At 32.0% G+C, this 18,250-nt stretch carries 18 protein-coding genes; 8 read left to right on the forward strand and 10 right to left on the reverse strand.

Annotation, left to right across the window (positions count from 1 at the left end; translation table 11 throughout):
- Window positions 1–47 precede the first annotated feature (47 nt).
- From ABNT61_RS10475 to ABNT61_RS10500, 6 genes are all read left to right on the forward strand, one after another.
- Window positions 48–1,199 carry a beta-ketoacyl synthase N-terminal-like domain-containing protein gene (locus tag ABNT61_RS10475; protein ID WP_348743160.1) on the forward strand — a complete coding sequence of 384 codons (1,152 nt, stop codon included), beginning with the start codon at window positions 48–50 and terminating at the stop codon, window positions 1,197–1,199.
- A 64-nt stretch (window positions 1,200–1,263) separates the two neighbouring features.
- Window positions 1,264–1,827 carry a hypothetical protein gene (locus tag ABNT61_RS10480; RefSeq protein WP_348743161.1) on the forward strand — a complete coding sequence of 188 codons (564 nt, stop codon included), beginning with the start codon at window positions 1,264–1,266 and terminating at the stop codon, window positions 1,825–1,827.
- Between the two features lie 14 nt (window positions 1,828–1,841).
- Window positions 1,842–3,278 (forward strand): flotillin family protein, encoded by a 1,437-nt coding sequence (locus ABNT61_RS10485; protein WP_348743162.1) that lies wholly within the window; start codon window positions 1,842–1,844, stop codon window positions 3,276–3,278.
- A gap of 118 nt (window positions 3,279–3,396) precedes the next feature.
- Window positions 3,397–4,362: an alpha/beta hydrolase gene (locus ABNT61_RS10490; RefSeq protein ID WP_348743163.1), complete on the forward strand. Its 966-nt coding sequence runs from the start codon at window positions 3,397–3,399 to the stop codon at window positions 4,360–4,362.
- 64 nt (window positions 4,363–4,426) lie between these two features.
- Window positions 4,427–5,524 (forward strand): biotin synthase BioB, encoded by a 1,098-nt coding sequence (bioB, locus tag ABNT61_RS10495; protein WP_348743164.1) that lies wholly within the window; start codon window positions 4,427–4,429, stop codon window positions 5,522–5,524.
- 97 nt (window positions 5,525–5,621) lie between these two features.
- Window positions 5,622–6,491 (forward strand): cupin-like domain-containing protein, encoded by an 870-nt coding sequence (locus ABNT61_RS10500; protein WP_348711190.1) that lies wholly within the window; start codon window positions 5,622–5,624, stop codon window positions 6,489–6,491.
- A 417-nt stretch (window positions 6,492–6,908) separates the two neighbouring features.
- On the opposite strand, the gene ABNT61_RS10505 is transcribed toward ABNT61_RS10500, so the two are convergent.
- Both ABNT61_RS10505 and rseP read right to left on the reverse strand, forming a co-directional pair.
- Complete coding sequence (locus ABNT61_RS10505; RefSeq protein ID WP_348743165.1) at window positions 6,909–7,247, reverse strand: hypothetical protein; 339 nt, start codon at window positions 7,245–7,247, stop codon at window positions 6,909–6,911.
- A gap of 113 nt (window positions 7,248–7,360) precedes the next feature.
- A complete protein-coding gene (rseP, locus tag ABNT61_RS10510; protein ID WP_348743166.1) occupies window positions 7,361–8,707 on the reverse strand; it encodes an RIP metalloprotease RseP in 1,347 nt (448 codons plus the stop codon).
- A gap of 150 nt (window positions 8,708–8,857) precedes the next feature.
- On the opposite strand from rseP, the gene ABNT61_RS10515 reads away from it, so the two are divergent.
- A complete protein-coding gene (locus ABNT61_RS10515; protein ID WP_348743167.1) occupies window positions 8,858–9,532 on the forward strand; it encodes an SCO family protein in 675 nt (224 codons plus the stop codon).
- 3 nt (window positions 9,533–9,535) lie between these two features.
- Here the strand turns inward: ABNT61_RS10515 and ABNT61_RS10520 are convergent, their stop codons facing one another.
- The 7 genes from ABNT61_RS10520 to leuS all read right to left on the reverse strand — a co-directional run bounded on the left by ABNT61_RS10520 (window position 9,536) and on the right by leuS (window position 16,920).
- Window positions 9,536–9,883, reverse strand: a complete 348-nt coding sequence (locus tag ABNT61_RS10520) for an SdpI family protein (protein ID WP_348743168.1) — start codon at window positions 9,881–9,883, stop codon at window positions 9,536–9,538.
- A gap of 2 nt (window positions 9,884–9,885) precedes the next feature.
- The gene (locus tag ABNT61_RS10525) at window positions 9,886–10,755 is read right to left on the reverse strand and encodes an acyl-CoA thioesterase II (RefSeq protein WP_348724937.1); all 870 of its coding nucleotides are present in this window, start codon (window positions 10,753–10,755) and stop codon (window positions 9,886–9,888) included.
- Between the two features lie 32 nt (window positions 10,756–10,787).
- On the reverse strand, window positions 10,788–11,987 hold the full coding sequence (locus tag ABNT61_RS10530; protein WP_348743169.1) for a GNAT family N-acetyltransferase: 1,200 nt from the start codon (window positions 11,985–11,987) through the stop codon (window positions 10,788–10,790).
- Window positions 11,988–12,029: 42 nt separating this feature from the next.
- Entirely contained in the window at window positions 12,030–12,770 is a 741-nt protein-coding gene (locus ABNT61_RS10535; RefSeq protein WP_348743170.1) for a hypothetical protein, read from the reverse strand.
- Entirely contained in the window at window positions 12,770–13,024 is a 255-nt protein-coding gene (locus tag ABNT61_RS10540) for a SemiSWEET transporter (RefSeq protein ID WP_348711180.1), read from the reverse strand. The genes ABNT61_RS10535 and ABNT61_RS10540 overlap by 1 nt, the downstream gene beginning before the upstream one ends.
- Before the next feature lie 19 nt (window positions 13,025–13,043).
- Window positions 13,044–14,000: a hypothetical protein gene (locus tag ABNT61_RS10545; protein WP_348743171.1), complete on the reverse strand. Its 957-nt coding sequence runs from the start codon at window positions 13,998–14,000 to the stop codon at window positions 13,044–13,046.
- A gap of 106 nt (window positions 14,001–14,106) precedes the next feature.
- Window positions 14,107–16,920 carry a leucine--tRNA ligase gene (leuS, locus tag ABNT61_RS10550; RefSeq protein WP_348743172.1) on the reverse strand — a complete coding sequence of 938 codons (2,814 nt, stop codon included), beginning with the start codon at window positions 16,918–16,920 and terminating at the stop codon, window positions 14,107–14,109.
- Window positions 16,921–17,119: 199 nt separating this feature from the next.
- Between leuS and ABNT61_RS10555 the strand changes: the two genes are divergently transcribed.
- Entirely contained in the window at window positions 17,120–17,320 is a 201-nt protein-coding gene (locus tag ABNT61_RS10555; protein WP_348711176.1) for a hypothetical protein, read from the forward strand.
- 129 nt (window positions 17,321–17,449) lie between these two features.
- On the opposite strand, the gene ABNT61_RS10560 is transcribed toward ABNT61_RS10555, so the two are convergent.
- Window positions 17,450–17,872 carry a hypothetical protein gene (locus ABNT61_RS10560; RefSeq protein WP_348743173.1) on the reverse strand — a complete coding sequence of 141 codons (423 nt, stop codon included), beginning with the start codon at window positions 17,870–17,872 and terminating at the stop codon, window positions 17,450–17,452.
- Between the last annotated feature and the right edge of the window lie 378 nt (window positions 17,873–18,250).

The raw sequence follows: 18,250 nt of genomic DNA on the forward strand, positions 1-18,250 counted from the left end.
GTTTTAGTTTAAAGATTTAACCTTAATTTTGCTGAAATTTTTCAGTTTTGAAACCAATATCAATATCAGCTTTTGCATCTATATCTCCTTTAGGAAAAACTTCAGAAGAAGTTTGGAATAGTTATTTAGATAATGATCACAGAATTTCGAAAAGAGATTTTAAAAACTTTACTGAGTGGACCGCTTCTATTTCTGAAGAAGACAGAAAGGAAATTGAAAATATTCGAAACTCAGATAATAAGTACAAAAGTCTTGATGACACTGTTTTGTTTGCAATTTATGCTTCTAGAAAAGCAGTAATAGATGCGAATTGGAAAACTGGGGATGATTTTGGAATTAATATTGGTTCTTCTCGAGGAGCAACAGCATTGTTTGAAAAATTTCATGAAGAATTTCTTGAAACTGGAACTTCCTCTACCTTAAGTTCCCCAACAACTACATTAGGAAATATTTCATCTTGGATTGCCCATGATTTGAAAAGTTCAGGTCCAGAAATTTCACATTCTATTACCTGTTCTACTGCTTTACATTCTTTATTAAATGGTGTTGCTTGGATTCAAGCAGGAATGTGTGATAAATTTATTGTTGGTGGTAGTGAAGCTCCGTTGACAGATTTTACCATCGCACAAATGAAAGCGTTAAAAGTATATTCCAAAGAAACAGAAGGAAATCCATGTAAAGCTTTTGATTTAGAAAAAACCAAAAACACTATGGTTCTAGGTGAAGGTGCTGCTGTAGTATGTTTAGAAAATGAAATTTCAGATAAAACAATAGCTAAAATAGAAGGTGTTGGATATGCTACTGAAGTTTTAAAACATAATACTTCAGTAACAGCGGATGCTGAATGTTTTCAAAAATCTATGAAGATGGCTTGTAAGCATATCAACTTAGATGAAATTGATGCGATTGTAATGCATGCTCCCGGAACTATAAAAGGTGATTCTTCAGAAGTTAATGCGATTCATAAAGTTTTTTGTAACAAAATTCCTTTTTTAACTACTAATAAATGGAAGATTGGTCACACCTTCGGAGCTTCTGGTTTATTAAATCTAGAATTAGGCCTTTTAATGTTACAACATCAAAAGGTAATTGAAGTTCCTTTTGCTATGAAACAAACACCTCCAAAACATATTAAAAAAGTATTAGTAAATGCTGTTGGATTTGGTGGTAATGCTGTAACCGTCTTATTGAGTTTATAACTGACTTTTGTTCAGTTTGTTTAAAATATATATTTTTACTTACAACTAACTAAATTGCTTAACTATGGAATGGTTCTTAGAACTTTCGTCTATTCAACAAGTGTATTGGATTGTCACTGGTATTTCAACACTTTTTTTTCTATTTATTTTATTCAGCACATTCTTAGGATTTGACACAGATGATATTGGTGATGTTGATGCTGAAATTGACGCTGATACTGGAGCTGGATTTCAATTCTTCACTTTCAAAAATATGGTTGGTTTTTTCACCATTTTTGGATGGAGTGGAATTTCAAGTTTAAATTCTGGAAACTCAACTTTTCTTACAATTATTATATCAACCGTTTGTGGTTTGATAATGATGACCGTAATGGCAGTTCTGTTTTACTATATCAATAAACTTAATGATAGCGGAACTTTAAAAATGGAAAATGCCGTTGGCGCTGTTGGAGAAGTATACTTGACCATTGGAGCTAATCGATCTAGTATAGGAAAAGTTCATGTAAGAGTTCAAAATTCGTTAAGAGAGTTGGAAGCACTTACAGATCATGAAGAAAATTTAACTCAAGGAACTGTAGTTACGGTTACTGAGGTTACCTCAAATGGAATATTAATTGTAAAACTATAAACTAAAAAATGACTATGCAAAAACTAATGTTATTACAAATTGGCGAATCTGGTGCCTTTGCCGGACTAGCAGGAATTGTTATCGCAATTCTCTTTATCTTCATCTTAATTACAACCTTAATCAAACGCTACAAAAGATGTCCATCAGACAGAATTTTAGTCGTTTATGGTAAAGTTGGTGGCGGACAATCTGCAAAATGTATTCATGGTGGTGCTGCCTTTATTTTTCCTGTAATTCAAGATTATGAATTTTTAGATTTAACTCCTATTTCAATAGAAGTGAATTTAGTAAATGCTCTTTCTAAACAAAATATCCGTGTAAATGTACCTTCTCGATTTACCATTGGTGTTTCTACAGAACCTGGTATTATGCAAAATGCTGCAGAACGTTTATTAGGATTAGGGTTACCTGAAATTCAAGAATTAGCAAAAGAAATTATTTTCGGACAATTACGTTTAGTAGTTGCCTCTATGGATATTGAAGAAATTAATGCTGATAGAGATAAATTTTTAGCAAACATTTCTCAAAGTGTTGAATCGGAATTAAAGAAGGTAGGTTTAAAATTAATCAATGTAAACATTACCGATATTGTTGACGAATCTGGTTATATCGAGGCTTTAGGTAAAGAAGCTGCTGCACATGCAATTAACGCTGCTCGTAAATCGGTAGCAGAAAAGAATAGAGATGGATCTATTGGTGAGGCAAATGCTGTTCAAGATCAAAGAACACAAGTTGCTGCAGCAAATGCAAAAGCGGTAGATGGAGAAAATACAGCGAAAATTGAAGTGGCAAACTCGAATGCCCTTCGTCGTCAAAAAGAAGCAGAAGCAGAAAGAGTTGCAATTGCTTCAGAAAAAGTACAGTCTGCAAAAGCTTTAGAAGAAGCATATGCAGCAGAACAAGAAGCTGAAAAAGCAAGAGCAGAAAGAGAAAGAGCTTCTCAGATGGCAGATATTATTGTACCAGCTCAAATCGATAAAAACAAAGTAGAAATTGATGCGGAAGCGGAAGCTGAACAAATCAGAAGAAGAGCAAAAGGTGAAGCTGATGCCATCTTATTTAAGGCACAAGCAGAAGCTCAGGGAGTTTACGAAGTTTTAACGAAACAAGCTGCTGGTTTAGATCAAATTGTAAAGGCCGCTGGAAATGATTCTAAAAATGCTGCTTTACTTTTAATTGCAGATAAATTACCAGAATTAGTAAAACTTCAGGCAGAAGCTATTAAAAATATCAAGATTGATAAAGTTACAGTTTGGGAAGGTGGAAATTCTAAAGATGGAAAAACTTCTACTTCTAATTTTATTTCTGGAATGTATAAAGCTGTTCCTCCATTGCAGGAAATGTTTAATATGGCGGGAATGGAATTACCAGAGTATTTAAAAGGAAAGAATGTTGAAGATATTGTTTCTGATGCAGAAGTAGATTCTAATGATACTTCAGAAGAAGAATAATTATCAATTACATATGTTATAGTTTTAAAAAATGCTACTTCGGTAGCATTTTTCTTTTTTGTAAATATTTTGTTTTTAGAATGTAAATAGTACTTTAGTCAAAAAAACACCCATTACAATGAAATTGAAATTAATACTAGCAACAGTATTGTGTATTTGCTATGAAATTACGTTAGCTCAAGTAGACCCCAATATTTATGATAAATTCACATCAAAAACGGTAAAACTTGGAGATTACAATTATAATCTAGAAGTACTCGGAGAAGGTGATCCAATTTTCTTTTTACCAGGTGGACCAGGAAATTCTCATGACTATATGCAAGGGAATTTTGGACAGTATTATAAAACTAATACTGTTGTGTTTTTCGATTTTTTAGGAAGAGGAAAATCGGACAATGCAAAAGATCTTTCCGAATATTCTGTTGAAAATGATGTTGAACTTATCGAGAAAATAAGAAAACATTTAAAGTTTGATAAAATTTCTATTGTTGGTCATTCTTATGGAACAGTACCAGCACAAGCTTATGCTTTAAAATATAAAAACAAGGTTTCTAAATTAGTTTTAATTAGCGGTTTTCATAGTGGCGCTATGTGGCAAGCCAATTGTGATAGTTATAATCATTATGCAAAAACTCATTTTCCTGAAAAATGGGAAAAACTAATGGCTTTAAGAAAACAAGGTTACATTTCTTCAGATAAAAAACATCAGGAGTTATACGCTACTTTTCCTACAAAGTATATTTATTATCATAATACCACATTACAACAAAATACACCAAAATATGATTACAGAGGTTGGGCTAACGATGTATATGTAGCAATAATTGGTGAAGACGGAGATTTTGATGTGTCCGGAAGCATGATTCATCAGGATTACAGAAAAAAACTCAAAAAAATCAAAGCAAAAACACTTGTGATTGCAGGTAGATATGATGGTGTTTCTACTCCTGAATTCGCTATTCAATACAAAAAATTTATGCCACAGGCACAATTCGAAATGTTTGAAAATAGTAGCCATAATCCTTACTTAGAGGAACCTGAAAAGTTCTATACAATTTTCGAAAAATTCATAAGATCAAAATAAAGAGTAATAAAATTCCGCTTTCGATGCGGAATTTTTTATTTTTGAGCTTGCAAACAATGACTATATGAGTGAGACTAGACATAACTGGACTAAAGAAGAGATTTTAGCTATTTATAATAAACCGATGATGGAGCTGTTATATGAAGCGGCAACAACACATCGTAAACATCACGACCCAAATACGGTTCAAGTATCAACTTTACTTTCTATAAAAACAGGAGGATGTCCTGAAGATTGTGGGTATTGTCCGCAAGCCGCAAGATATCATACAGATGTTGAAGGAAACGATTTAATGAGTGTTCGTCAAGTTAAAGCACAAGCGTTACGTGCTAAAGCTTCTGGAAGCTCTAGAGTTTGTATGGGTGCAGCTTGGAGAAATGTTAAGGATGGACCTGAGTTTGATCAAGTTTTAGAAATGGTACGTACAATTAACAAACTAGATATGGAGGTTTGTTGCACATTAGGAATGATTACAGAAAACCAAGCTCATCGTTTAGCTGAAGCTGGTTTATATGCATACAATCACAATTTAGATTCTTCTGAAGAATACTATAAAGAAGTAATTTCAACAAGAGGATTTGAAGATCGTTTAGAAACGATTGACAATGTTCGTAAAACAAATGTAACTGTTTGTTCAGGAGGAATTATTGGTATGGGAGAAGCAATTGAAGATAGAGCTGGTATGTTAGTTGCTTTATCAACACTAAATCCACAACCAGAATCTGTGCCTATTAATGCTTTAGTAGCTGTTGATGGTACTCCTTTAGAAGATCAAAAACCTGTTTCTATCTGGGAGATGGTAAGAATGGTAGCAACTACAAGAATTGTAATGCCAGAAACTCAAGTACGTTTATCTGCAGGTAGAACACAAATGAGCCAAGAAGGACAAACAATGTGTTTCTTTGCTGGTGCAAATTCTATTTTTGCGGGAGATAAATTATTAACTACACCAAATCCTGATGTAAATGAGGACATGAAGTTATTCGAGTTATTAGGTTTAAATCCTCAAAAGCCATTTATCAAAAAAATGCAGCCTAAAACTGTAGAAGCAGAAGATTCTCAATTCGCAGACTTAGGTGAAAAGCCAAAATGGACTAGACCAGGTCATAAAATTGAAAGAAACGAACAAAAAAAGCAAGAAGCTAAAGAGGTTAAAGCTTAAGCATAGATTAATTAAATCGATAAATTAAATTTATCAATTTCGTTTAAAAAAGATTTCGTAACGTTTTCTTAACTTTGCGTATATCAAATATTAATTCATGGGGTTACAGTTGGAACAAATAGATAGAGTTGAAACTATTACTAAAGAAGACTTTATCAAAAATTACTTTAAGCCACAAAAACCAGTGGTAATCGAACGTTTTATAGAAGATTGGCCTGCTTATAATAAGTGGTCCTTGGAATATATGAAAGAAGTTGCTGGAGATAAAACTGTTCCTCTTTATGATGATAGACCTGTAGATTATAAAGATGGTTTTAATGAACCACATGCCACTATGAAAATGAGTGAGTATGTTGATTTATTAAAAAGAGAACCTACAAAATTTAGAATCTTTTTGTGGAATGTTTTAAAGGAAGTACCTATACTTCAAAAAGATTTTAAATTTCCTGATTTTGGTTTACGCTTAATGAAAGGTTTACCAATGTTATTTTTTGGAGGTAGAGATTCGTATACTTTTATGCATTATGATATTGATTTAGCAAATATTTTCCATTTCCATTTTGAAGGAAAAAAGAAATGTATTCTATTCGATCAAAAGCAAAATAAGTTTTTATATAAAATACCTCACTCTCTTATTACAAGAGAGGATATAGATTTTAATAATCCTGACTTTGATAAATGGCCAGCACTTAAAAAGGCAAAAGGACATGTAGCAGAGTTAGAGCATGGAAATGTGTTATACATGCCAGAAGGTTATTGGCACTATATGCGCTATATAACACCAGGTTTTTCGATGAGTCTTCGTGCTATAGCCAGAAACCCTAAAAACCTTGGAAAAGCTATCTATAACGTCTTTATCATGCGAACTATTGATAATGTAATGCGAAGAATTAAAGGTCAAAAATGGATTGACTGGAAAAATGAGCAAGCCATTACAAGAACAAACAAAGCAAACAGTATTTCTTAACGATAAGATAAAATAAGGGGATTTTTCCCCTTATTTTTTTAACATTAAAAAACTTTCTAATCTTTAATTTAGTCGGTCTAACCGAAAAGAAAAGAAAGATGAAAACATGTCCACACTGCGGCTCTACTCATAGAGTTCGCAGAAAAAGAAAGGGCTTTGTAAAATACATTAGTTTTATGCGTTTTTACAATTGCCTCGATTGCAGAAAAAATTATTACTGGGTAGATTTATTCAATTTCCCTCTAAAAGTAAAAGCTACTTCCTAAACGAAGTAGCTTTTACTTTTATATGTATTTTAATTGTTTGGTTTATTACTACATAGCATTGTATCTAATCTTTAACCATATTCACTTCTTATCTTTCATTGATATAAGGTTAATATGCATTATCATCTCATCGTTTGACTATAAAAAGTTTTTAGAGTCTTCGTATTAACAATAAAAACAACACCAAAATACTCAACGGCAAGAATATAACCCAGTTAATAAATATTAAAATGCCTCCGGACTCAAAAATTAAATCTTCTATAGCATCCGTAAAATTCTTAGCCTTTCTATATTGATTGATTTCCCATATAATCCATAAAGCACCAATACTAATAGGAGCATATAAATCTCCAATTAACAAGCTTAAATATAAAGTTAAAACAAAGCTTAAGGATAAATGACCAACTTGATTAGTTAACCATCCATACGGGTCATCTTTGAAGTCATTAGGTTCTGAAAACAGCGCAATTAATTTAGTAATAAAATTCATATCAAATAAGTTAGACCGCCCTTATCATCTTATTGATAATAAGGCACATCCAAAATAATGAATTTTTATTTACCTAAGAACAACAAAAAAGTATTGTGACTATTTAACAGTACTTACTTAAATAATTTCACAACATCATTACCATTTGCGAAAATAAGTAGTGCTAATAATAAAACGAATCCTACTACTTGTGCATATTCTAAAAACTTATCACTTGGCTTTTTTCCAGTAATCATTTCCCACAAAGTAAACACTACGTGTCCACCATCCAAAGCTGGAATTGGTAATAAGTTCATAAATCCTAACATGATAGAAAGAAAAGCAGTGATATTCCAAAAGCTATATGCGCTCCATTCTGAAGGGAATATGCTACCTATAGAAATAAATCCTCCTAATCCTTTATAAGCTCCAGTACTAGGATTAAAAATCTTCTTCAATTGTTTTACATAGTTAGTTAATGTTGTCCATGACTTTTCTAATCCAGCTGGAATAGACTCCATGAATGTATATGATTTATCAGCAAGTGTGTAGTAGCCTAATTTTTCTAAATCACTTAATGAAAGCATTCCTAAACCAACACCTAATTTTCCGTCATCATTAACAGTTACAGGAAATGTTTTTGTCTCCTCTCCACGTTTTACCGTAACAGTTGTCTTTTGATTCTTATACTTATCTAAAACCACTTTAGCTTCGTCAAAATATTTGATGTTTTCTCCTCCAATTGCAGTAACAATATCTTTAGATTGTAGTTCAGAAGATTTGTTTGGAGAATCATCAGAAACTCCTGCAATTACAAATGGATAACGCGGTAAAATAAAGCTTCCTTGATCTTTATCTCTGTCTACTAACTTAGAAATAAAGTCTACAGGAATTTCTTTCTCAATTCGTTGTCCGTTTCTTTCAATAACAAAATTACTTCCGTTAATAAATTCTACTTGAATCTGACTAAACTTCTTAATATTATTTCCATCAACAGAAATCACTTTATCACCAGTTTCTAAACCTAATGCTTGTGCTAATTCATCTTGCGCCCAAATACCATCTTTCAAATTTTCATTAGGTAAATACTTTTCACCGTATCCCCACATTAAAAAAATGTAGATCATAATACCTAAAATGAAGTTCACAATTACACCACCAAGCATAATGATTAATCTTTGCCAAGCCGGCTTAGAACGGAATTCCCATGGCTTTGGTTCTTCCTTCATTTGCTCCGTATCCATACTCTCATCAATCATTCCTGCAATCTTCACATATCCTCCTAAAGGAATCCATCCAATTCCATAAACCGTTTCTCCTATTTTCTTTTTTACTAATGAAAACTTATAATCGAAGAATAAGTAGAATTTTTCAACCTTAGTTTTAAACAATTTAGCCGGAATAAAATGACCTAATTCGTGTAAAACAATTAGTAATGATAAACTTAAAATGAATTGTGATGCCTTTATTAAAATTTCCATAAATGGTTTTTAGAATCTTTTTTGAATTCAGCAAATGTACGTTTTTATGAAGAGTTGTAAAAATGGAGTATTCAGAGTTATTTCTGTTTTAACAAAGATTTTAGGAAACTGCCTTTTTAAGCCGTATTTTTGCAGTACAATTTTGCTGAAATGAACATACAATTTTTCAAGAAATCAAAGTATACTTTTCTATTTCTAATTCTATTTACTCTTATTGCATTGCCTGCTTATTACTTTTTAGTAAAAGTAGATCAAAAACTACCCATTTATAATCCAGCAGATGTAAATCCTAAATTAGTAGACAATTCTATTCGAATGTTTACTAAAAACCACACTGTTTCAGATTTTGAACTGATTAATCAAAATGGTACAAAAATTACTCAAGAGGATTACAAAGGAAAAATTTATGTTGCAGATTTCTTCTTTGTTACTTGCAAAGGAATTTGCATTCCTATGTCGAATAACATGTTAAAGCTTCAAGAAGCATTTAAGGATGACGACGACATTATGTTTTTATCACATACTGTTACACCGGAATTAGATAGTGTTCCTGTTTTAAAAGCGTACACTGAGCGCAAAGGAATTGACGATAAAAAATGGAACGTTACTACAGGAGAAAAAAAGCATATTTACGAACTAGCTAGAAAGAGTTATTTCGCTGTTCTTGATGAAGGTGATGGTGGAGTACAAGATTTTATACATACCGAAAACTTTGTCCTAATTGATAAGGACAAGCGAATTCGAGGAATGTATGATGGTACAAAGTATGAGAATATGCAAAAGGTTATTGATGATATTCTTTTACTAAAAGAGGAGTATAAATAAAAATTACTTCTTCTTTCTCTTCCCTTCTTTATCGAAATTTTTATTCAGTTCTTGTTCTGTATTAATCACACAAACAGCAAGAGTAATTACCATAATAGCAATTGGTTGCCAACTCGTTTTTGCTGCAATAAATGATAATGCTAAAGCAGCTACAAAAGAGATTCCAGAATATTGTAAAAACAGTTTATTAAACATTGAATTTGCAAAATCCCAAACATCTTGATTTGCCATTGATCTGGGAGTTCTGTAACCATACAATCCATTAATTTTCTTTGGTGGATAGAAGTAAAAAATTACACTGAATAAAAAAAGCAATCCGTTTACGGAAAGCACATAATATATAGGACTCATAATTATTTCTTTTTGTGTGGTCTCATTAATCCTTCTTGTGCAACAGAAGCAACTAATTTTCCATCTCTTGTATAAATATTTCCGCAAGCAAAACCTCTTGCTCCATATGTATTTGGACTTTCTACTGAAAATAACATCCAATCTGAAAAGTCAAAATCTCTGTAGAACCACATGGAATGATCTAAACTCGCCATTTGAGTATTTCCAAAGTTGGCTTCACTAGCATTTGGATATAGACAAGCCGTTAAAATATTGTAGTCCGAAATATAAGTCAAGATTTGCTGTTTCATTTGTAAATTCAGATCAGTGCTATCTCCTTTTAACTTGAACCAAACATCAATAATTGGAGGTAAATCTTTCTGATCAAAAGGATTAACAACTTGTACAGGTTTAAAACTAATTGGTCTTTCAATACTCAAAAACGCCTTCATTTTCTTAGGAAGAAAATCACCAAATTGATCTCTCATATCTTCCCAACTCAATAAATCTTCTGGCTGTTTTATATCTTTTTTTATTGGCATTTGATGCTCATAACCCTCTTCTTTTCTATGGAATGAACACGCCAAAATAAATATCGTTTTATCGTTTTGGTGGGCAGTAACTCTTCTTGTTGAAAAACTTCCTCCATCTCTGATCGTTTGCACGTTGTAAATTATAGGCAACTCTAAATTTCCTGCTTCTAAAAAGTAGGAATGTAAGGAATGTAAAATTCGTTCTTCAGGAACCGTTCTATATGCTGCATTTAAAGATTGCGCCAGTACTTGTCCTCCAAAAACATTTGGACTTCCAATATCTTTACTAACACCGGAAAAATTATTGTTTCCTTCATCGCTAAGTGTTAGAATATCTAGTAAGTCTTTCGTATCTCTCATTGATTCTTGTTTACAAATTAAAAGTAGTCTTTTTAATTTTGAGCAACAAGAGTTTTAACCTTAAAAGGGAACTTTTGGTTAAATGGGGTAGGTTGAATTTTATTAATGAAAAAGCTTAATATTTTATTCGGAATATGATTCTTATGCCTAAAATAAATAGTTAGATTCTGAGGTTCAGCTCCTACCGAACTTTTTATCTCACTTGCCGTTCTTCCAAAATTTATTTGCTGTAATCTATTTTCAATTGCGATTTGAATATAATCGTAGAGCATTCTTTGATATACAGCATATTCTCTATTATACTCATAGTTAATTCCCACAAAATGTGCGTCTAAGTTATTCTGACAAATCATCGCTGATAAAAACCCAATTAGCTTCCCATTTAAAAGGTAACCTTTAATCACATAATTATCACCTAAATTCCGTTTTAAATCCTTATAAGTTTCAAGATTAAATGATCCTAAATTGAAACCTGCTTTTGAGGAAACATTTTTATATAACTCTTTCATTTCAGCAGCATATTCATCCAGATTATACTGATCTATTTGAATCGTTTCAAGTGGGAAACTGCGTTCCATTGCTTTTTTAGCTTTCACTCGAAACTTCGTTTTCATTGCACCTAAATAATCTGTAAAATCAAGCCAATCTTCATCTACTTGCATTAACATATTTGGCTCTACATTAAAAGAATGATAATTATACTCTAGCAATTCATCAGAAATGAATAACGATTCATGTATAAAATCCTTCAACATGAATCCACTTATTTTGTAATTAAACTGCTTTTCATCGTTTACCAATTGAACAACAGACTTTGCAAGCTCTTTAATTACCTTCTGCTTATTTTGATCGCTTTTTATGAAAATTCCATGTTCACCACTTACAAATGTATTTCCACAGGTAAGGATTTTAAATGGTTTTTGAGGAGAAATTAAACCTAAGCTTCTTCCTATTTTTTTAATCTGACTAACAATTCCTTTTAACTCGTTTTGAACACTTTCTAGATAAAAATCAACAACTTGAATTGTTGCGAAAGCGATAGGTTTCTTTTCATCGTTTAATAGAACTACATACCAGAAGTCTATTTCAGGATGATTATTGGCAATTGACGATAAGTAATTAGGATTGAAATATAAATTATTGGTACAACCTAAGTCGTTCCAAATATGATCTGGAACATCTTCTATTGCGACATAATAGTCTGCATTATGTACTTTTTTACAGAAGTTCAATAAGGGCTTAATTAATTATTATAATGTAAATTACTAAAAACTTTATGAATCTTTAGTTATCTTTTTCTTAATCTTTCGAATTGTAGGAGAACTCAAATAAAACAAGTAGAAACCTGAAAAAATGGTTGCCAACCCTAGAACCGAAAATATTCGTAAGGTCCAATTGGTAATGTGATCTCGAGTTTCAAAATCCATAACATGTAACATCCAAAGGAAATCAAAACGACGCCAATTGTCATTTCTTACTGAAGTAATCTTTGCTAGTTCAGGATGAACATAAACTTTTGTATTTGTAGGATGATTTAGCGTAACTGCATAAACCGGCAATGGTTTTTCTCGATACTCATGACTTTTAGAGATATTTTCCTTTGTGAGATAATTCACTTCCTTAATTTCAATTTTCTCCTTTAATCTACTTTCTACAAAAGTGCGAACCTGACTTTCAGTTAAGCTTTCTTTTACTGAATATTGATTGATATTTAGTTTTAAAAGATAGTTTTTAGAAGAAGTGGCAACGCGTAATAAACTGTCTTTATGAACAACAATAGCCTCAACACTTTTAATTGGTTCTTGAATAACGGTGAATAATTTTCGAACTGGCTCATTATACTCAAAAGCAAAGTCATATTCAGCTTTATCAACTAATGTTTTACCATGAACATCCTTCATGTTATTCCAACTAAAATACAAACCACCCAAGGTCCAGAATAAGAATTGAATTCCAATACTTATACCCAAATAGCGATGTATTCTTCGTGTTCTAAGACTAAGTTTTCTAGACATTATTTGTATTTTAACTTCATTACAATAAGAGCTAACGCCGAAATTCCTGTTATGGTATTCGCTAAAATAATAGGCATACTATTGAGATAAATTCCATAAATCAACCAACAAACAATTCCTGTAAAGAATACTAAATACATTGTTAGTGATAATCCTTCTGTGGATTTTGTTTTCCAAGTTTTATATACCTGAGGTAAAAAAGAAGCCGTTGTAAAAAACGCCGCTAAATACCCTAAAATTTCATGAAACTCCATTTCTCTTATCTTAATTAAATTATACTACTCCATTGTTCCAAACGGGAACTTTTAACACTTTGCTTATTTTTACCATATCGCTTAACAAATATGTTTTATCTCCATGGTTTAGCAAATTATAGCGATGACCTTCCTTTGTTACTAAATTCACTTCATAACAATAATATCCACCAGTTTTATTTCCTTGAACAAACTTTTGTAATACTTGTAATGCATATACGTCTTTAAAATCTAACATCAGTCCATCAACGATAATCTTTCGCTTTCTTATATAAATATGAGCTTTTGCACTAGTTAGCAAAAATAGAAACACTCCAACAATTATAAAAACTCCTCCTGAGGTGAAGAACGTTTTACCAATTTCCATAATTCCCATAGACTCTTTTGTCAGATTAAAATGCTCAACGAGCGTCCAAACTAATTGATTAACTCCAATCAAAAAGAAACTCCATGAAAGAAACTTCATATAATTACTAGAAGTGATTTTATAGCCGGTGTTTGTTTTCTTAAGATGCTCACTTAAAAAATTACTTCCTGAACCACTTACGGCATCCCAGGAAATATGTTGACCTATTGCATCGACTGAAGGATCTTCAAAAGTAAATTGAATTTGCCTATTTTTTGAAGATGATTTTTTTCGCTTCATCAAATAACTAGAGCCAAACATACCCAGAAACATAAAGACTAAAACAACCAACATACCACCAATTTTATAATTTGTGTAGCGTTGTTTTTCAATTGCTGCTCCATGCACTTTTACTTCAATTTCTAACCTAGCAATCCTATTTTTATTCTTTGTTGTAGGATTTGGCAACTGTTTTAACGAATCTAATTGTTGAACTTTCTGTTGATGCTCAAAATCCTTTTTTTGAAATTGCTCATACGTATTTTGTAATTGAGGTAAAACCACAAATATTATCATTCCAATAGGAATTAAAAACAATAACCAAGAGCTTTTGAGGGAGAATTTATTCATTGTAAGAGCAATTTTATAACAATTTATTTGACGAGTGAAAGTATAAAAAAACCCTTAATCAGAAAAACTGATTAAGGATTCTATTTTATAAATATCTGGTACTTTTTTATCCTACAATATTGATAATCTTACCAGGGACAATAATTACTTTCTTTGGCTCTCTACCTTGTAATTGTTGTTGCGTTCTTTCATGAGCCATAACTACCTTCTCAATTTCCTCTTTACTCATGTCTAATGGTAAATTTAGTTTGAAACGCATTTTACCATTAAAAGAAACTGGATATTCTTTCTCTGACTCTACTAAATACTTCTCCTCAAACTTAGGGAAAGGCGAAGTTGAGATAGATTCTGAATTTCCTAATGTACTCCACAATTCTTCTGTAATGTGCGGAGCATATGGAGAAATTAAAATTAATAACTGCTCTAAAATTGCTTTGTTATTACACTTTTGAGCTGTTAATTCGTTCACGGCAATCATAAATGTAGAAACCGATGTATTAAACGAGAAGTTCTCGATATCCTCTTCTACTTTCTTAATTGTTTTGTGTAATGTTTTTAAATTATCCTTAGTTGGCTCTCCTTCCGTAACTTCAAATGTTTCTCCATTATAGAATAACTTCCATAATTTCTTTAAGAAAGAATACACACCAGAAATACCCGAGGTTTTCCAAGGTTTAAATTGCTCTAATGGACCTAAGAACATTTCAAATAAACGTAAACTATCTGCTCCAAATTCTGCACAAATATTATCCGGGTTTACAACGTTGAATTTAGATTTAGACATTTTTTCAACTTCGCGTCCAACTACATATTTTCCATCTTCTAAAACAAACTCAGCTGTTTTAAACTCTTCTCTCCAATTTTTAAATGCTTCCACATCTAACTCATCAGAAGAATTTACAAAAGAAACATCTGCATGAATTGGTTGAACTTTTTTACCTTCAATCAATCCTTTTGATAAAAATGTATTTGTTCCTTCCTCTCTGTACACAAAAGCTGAAGTTCCTAAAATCATTCCTTGGTTGATTAACTTCTTTGCGAATTCATCAACTGGTAAAAATCCTCTATCGAATAAGAATTTTTGCCAAAAACGTGCATATAATAAGTGTCCTGTTGCATGCTCAGAACCACCAATATATAAATCAACTTCTTTCCAATATTCAACCGCTTCCTTACTAACGAATTCTCCATTATTTGAAGCATCCATATAACGATTAAAATACCAAGAACTTCCTGCCCAACCTGGCATTGTGTTTAGTTCTAATGGGAAAATAGTTTCATTATCAATTTTATCGTTTGCAACTACAGTATTCGTTGTTGTGTCCCAAGCCCAAACGTCAGCATTTCCTAATGGTGGTTTTCCATCCTCTGTTGGTAAATACTTCTCTACTTCTGGTAACACAATTGGTAGATGTTCTGAAGCAATCATTTGCGGCATTCCGTCCTTGTAATATACTGGGAATGGTTCTCCCCAATAACGTTGACGACTGAATACTGCGTCACGTAAACGATAGTTTATTTTTCCGTAACCAAAACCACGTTGTTCCATTTCATAAATAACAGTTTTCATCGCTTTTTTGTACGATAAACCGTTTAAGAAATCAGAATTTGCAATTACTGTTTTTTCTTTATCAGCAAAAGCTTCTTCAGAAATATCAACACCTTCAAAAATATTTGGAATTTCTAATCCGAAATGATTTGCGAAATCATAATCACGTTGATCTCCACAAGGAACGGCCATAACAGCTCCAGTTCCGTAGCTAGCTAACACATAATCACCAATCCAAATTGGAACTTGTTTTCCAGAAAAAGGGTGAATTGCATAAGCTCCTGTAAAAACACCTGAAATTGTTTTTACATCGGCCATTCTATCACGTTCTGAACGTTTTGCTGTAGCTTCAACATAAGCTTCTACAGCTTCTTTTTGATCAGCCGTTGTAATTTTTTCTACTAACTCATGTTCTGGAGCTAATGTCATAAAACTTACTCCGTAAATAGTATCAGGACGCGTTGTGAAAACATCAATCTTTGCATCATGTCCATCAACATTAAAAGAAACCATTGCTCCCTGAGATCTTCCAATCCAGTTTGTTTGAATATCTTTTAAAGGCTGTGGCCAATCAATTCCATTTAATCCATCCAATAATCGCTGTGCATATGCAGAAATTCGCATAGACCATTGTGTCATTTTTTTACGAACAACAGGATGACCTCCACGTTCTGAAACTCCGTTTACAATTTCATCATTCGCTAAAACTGTTCCTAAAGCTGGACACCAGTTTACCTCCGTATCTGATAAAAAAGTTAAACGATACTGTAATAAAATTTCTTGTTGTTTTGTAGTTGAGAAACCCTTCCAATCTTCAGCAGTAAAAGAAGTTACATCTTCATCGCAAACTGCATTTACATTTGCATTTCCTTCTGCTTCAAATTTTTCAACTAAAGTGCTAACATCTTCAGCTTTATCCGTGTCTTTATTATACCATGAGTTGAACAGTTGAATAAAAATCCATTGTGTCCATTTATAATACTCAGGATTTGAAGTACGAACTTCACGAGACCAATCAAATGAAAAACCAATTTGATCTAATTGTCTACGATATGTTGTAATATTTGTTTCTGTAGTAATCGCAGGATGTTGACCAGTTTGAATTGCATATTGTTCTGCTGGTAATCCAAAACTATCATATCCTTGAGGGTGCAATACATTAAATCCTTTATGACGTTTGTAACGAGCGTAAATATCACTAGCAATATAACCTAATGGGTGACCAACGTGTAATCCTGCTCCAGATGGATAAGGAAACATATCTAACACATAATACTTCGGTTTATCTGAATTGTTACTAGCTTTAAAAGTTTGGTTCTTTGCCCAATACTCTTGCCATTTCTTTTCTATTTCTTGATGATTGTATTGCATCTTTTATAATTATTCTTGCTATTACGTGTAATAGCATGCGATTAAAGGCGCAAATTTACAACTCTCATTGGTAAGTGAAAAGTAATTTTATCTTTTGTAAAAATGATAAACATTTTATACACAAATTGAGTGGTTTTCCTATTCAAAATTCAACAGTAAATTTCTAATTTTCTCCTAATAAATTAAAAACCTCATCATTATGAAAAATCAAATTTCAAACTTAGGAAAAGTACTTTCTAAAAACGATCAAAAAGAAATCAATGGTGGTTTCTTTGGTTGCCAACCTCAATTACTTCAATGTGATTCAAATAGTGATTGCCCTCCTTGTAGCAGTGGTTGTGGAATTACAATTAACAATAACGGAACTCCGATTTTTATCTCTGGAGTTTGTGCTTTTTAGTGATACATAAAATGAATAACAAACTGTCTACATTGTAGGTAGTTTGTTTTTATTTCTTCTTCAAAAATAAAAAAGGATGATACCGAGCAAAAGTATCATCCCTTTAGAGCAAAAAATTGTTTACTTGGTTCAATTTAAACAATCCTTATAATTAGAATCTTTTCTGTACAGTGTATTTTGGATTTCGTTATCACTATACATTTCTATGATATTATTATTGCAACTTACTCTTAGTTCGTATGTTTTTGTATTACCAAAATTATAATCAATCATTAATTTTGAATCCACTATTGTATATGCATTTTTTCCTGGAATTGGTTCTGTGAATTTGCCTTCAGTACCATAAAAAGTTAATCGCTCTCCATTTACAAAAGTGTGCATAACACTATCTTCAAAATCTTTTAAAAGCCACTCTCCATTTTCTAAAAGAGTTACCTTTTCTTGAATTGATAATTCCTGAGGTAAATTATCTTCAGACTCGCTACAACTTACAACAAACACAAGCGCAAGAATTGCAAGACTATTTAAAATTTGTTTTTTTAAGTTTTTCATATTCATGGGTTTTTAATAACACTTCAAACATCTGAATAACCAAATAGATTTGCAGTAATAAATTGTGTGAAGTGTGCAAAAAAAGGGTTAAAGCGGAAAAAATCCGCTTGAAATTCTAACGCTGTTTGGCATAACTAGCCGCTTTTGCGCAATCTAATAGTAATAAATAGGTGTTTTTTACCAAACGTCTTAATCGATGTAAAAGTTCTTTTGTCATTGTTTTCAAGTTTTATATTATAGAAATTATTCGATAAATCTCTTTATCACTACAAATAACTATAACACACAAGGTTTATGAATTATAAACCTATATGAAACCATCAAACCAATGGTTAAAGAGGAAAAAATAACTTTAAAAAAACTAGAGAATAAAGCTAA

Origin of the sequence: Tenacibaculum sp. 190524A05c (genome assembly GCF_964036595.1) — a bacterium.
Taxonomy (GTDB): domain Bacteria; phylum Bacteroidota; class Bacteroidia; order Flavobacteriales; family Flavobacteriaceae; genus Polaribacter; species Polaribacter platacis.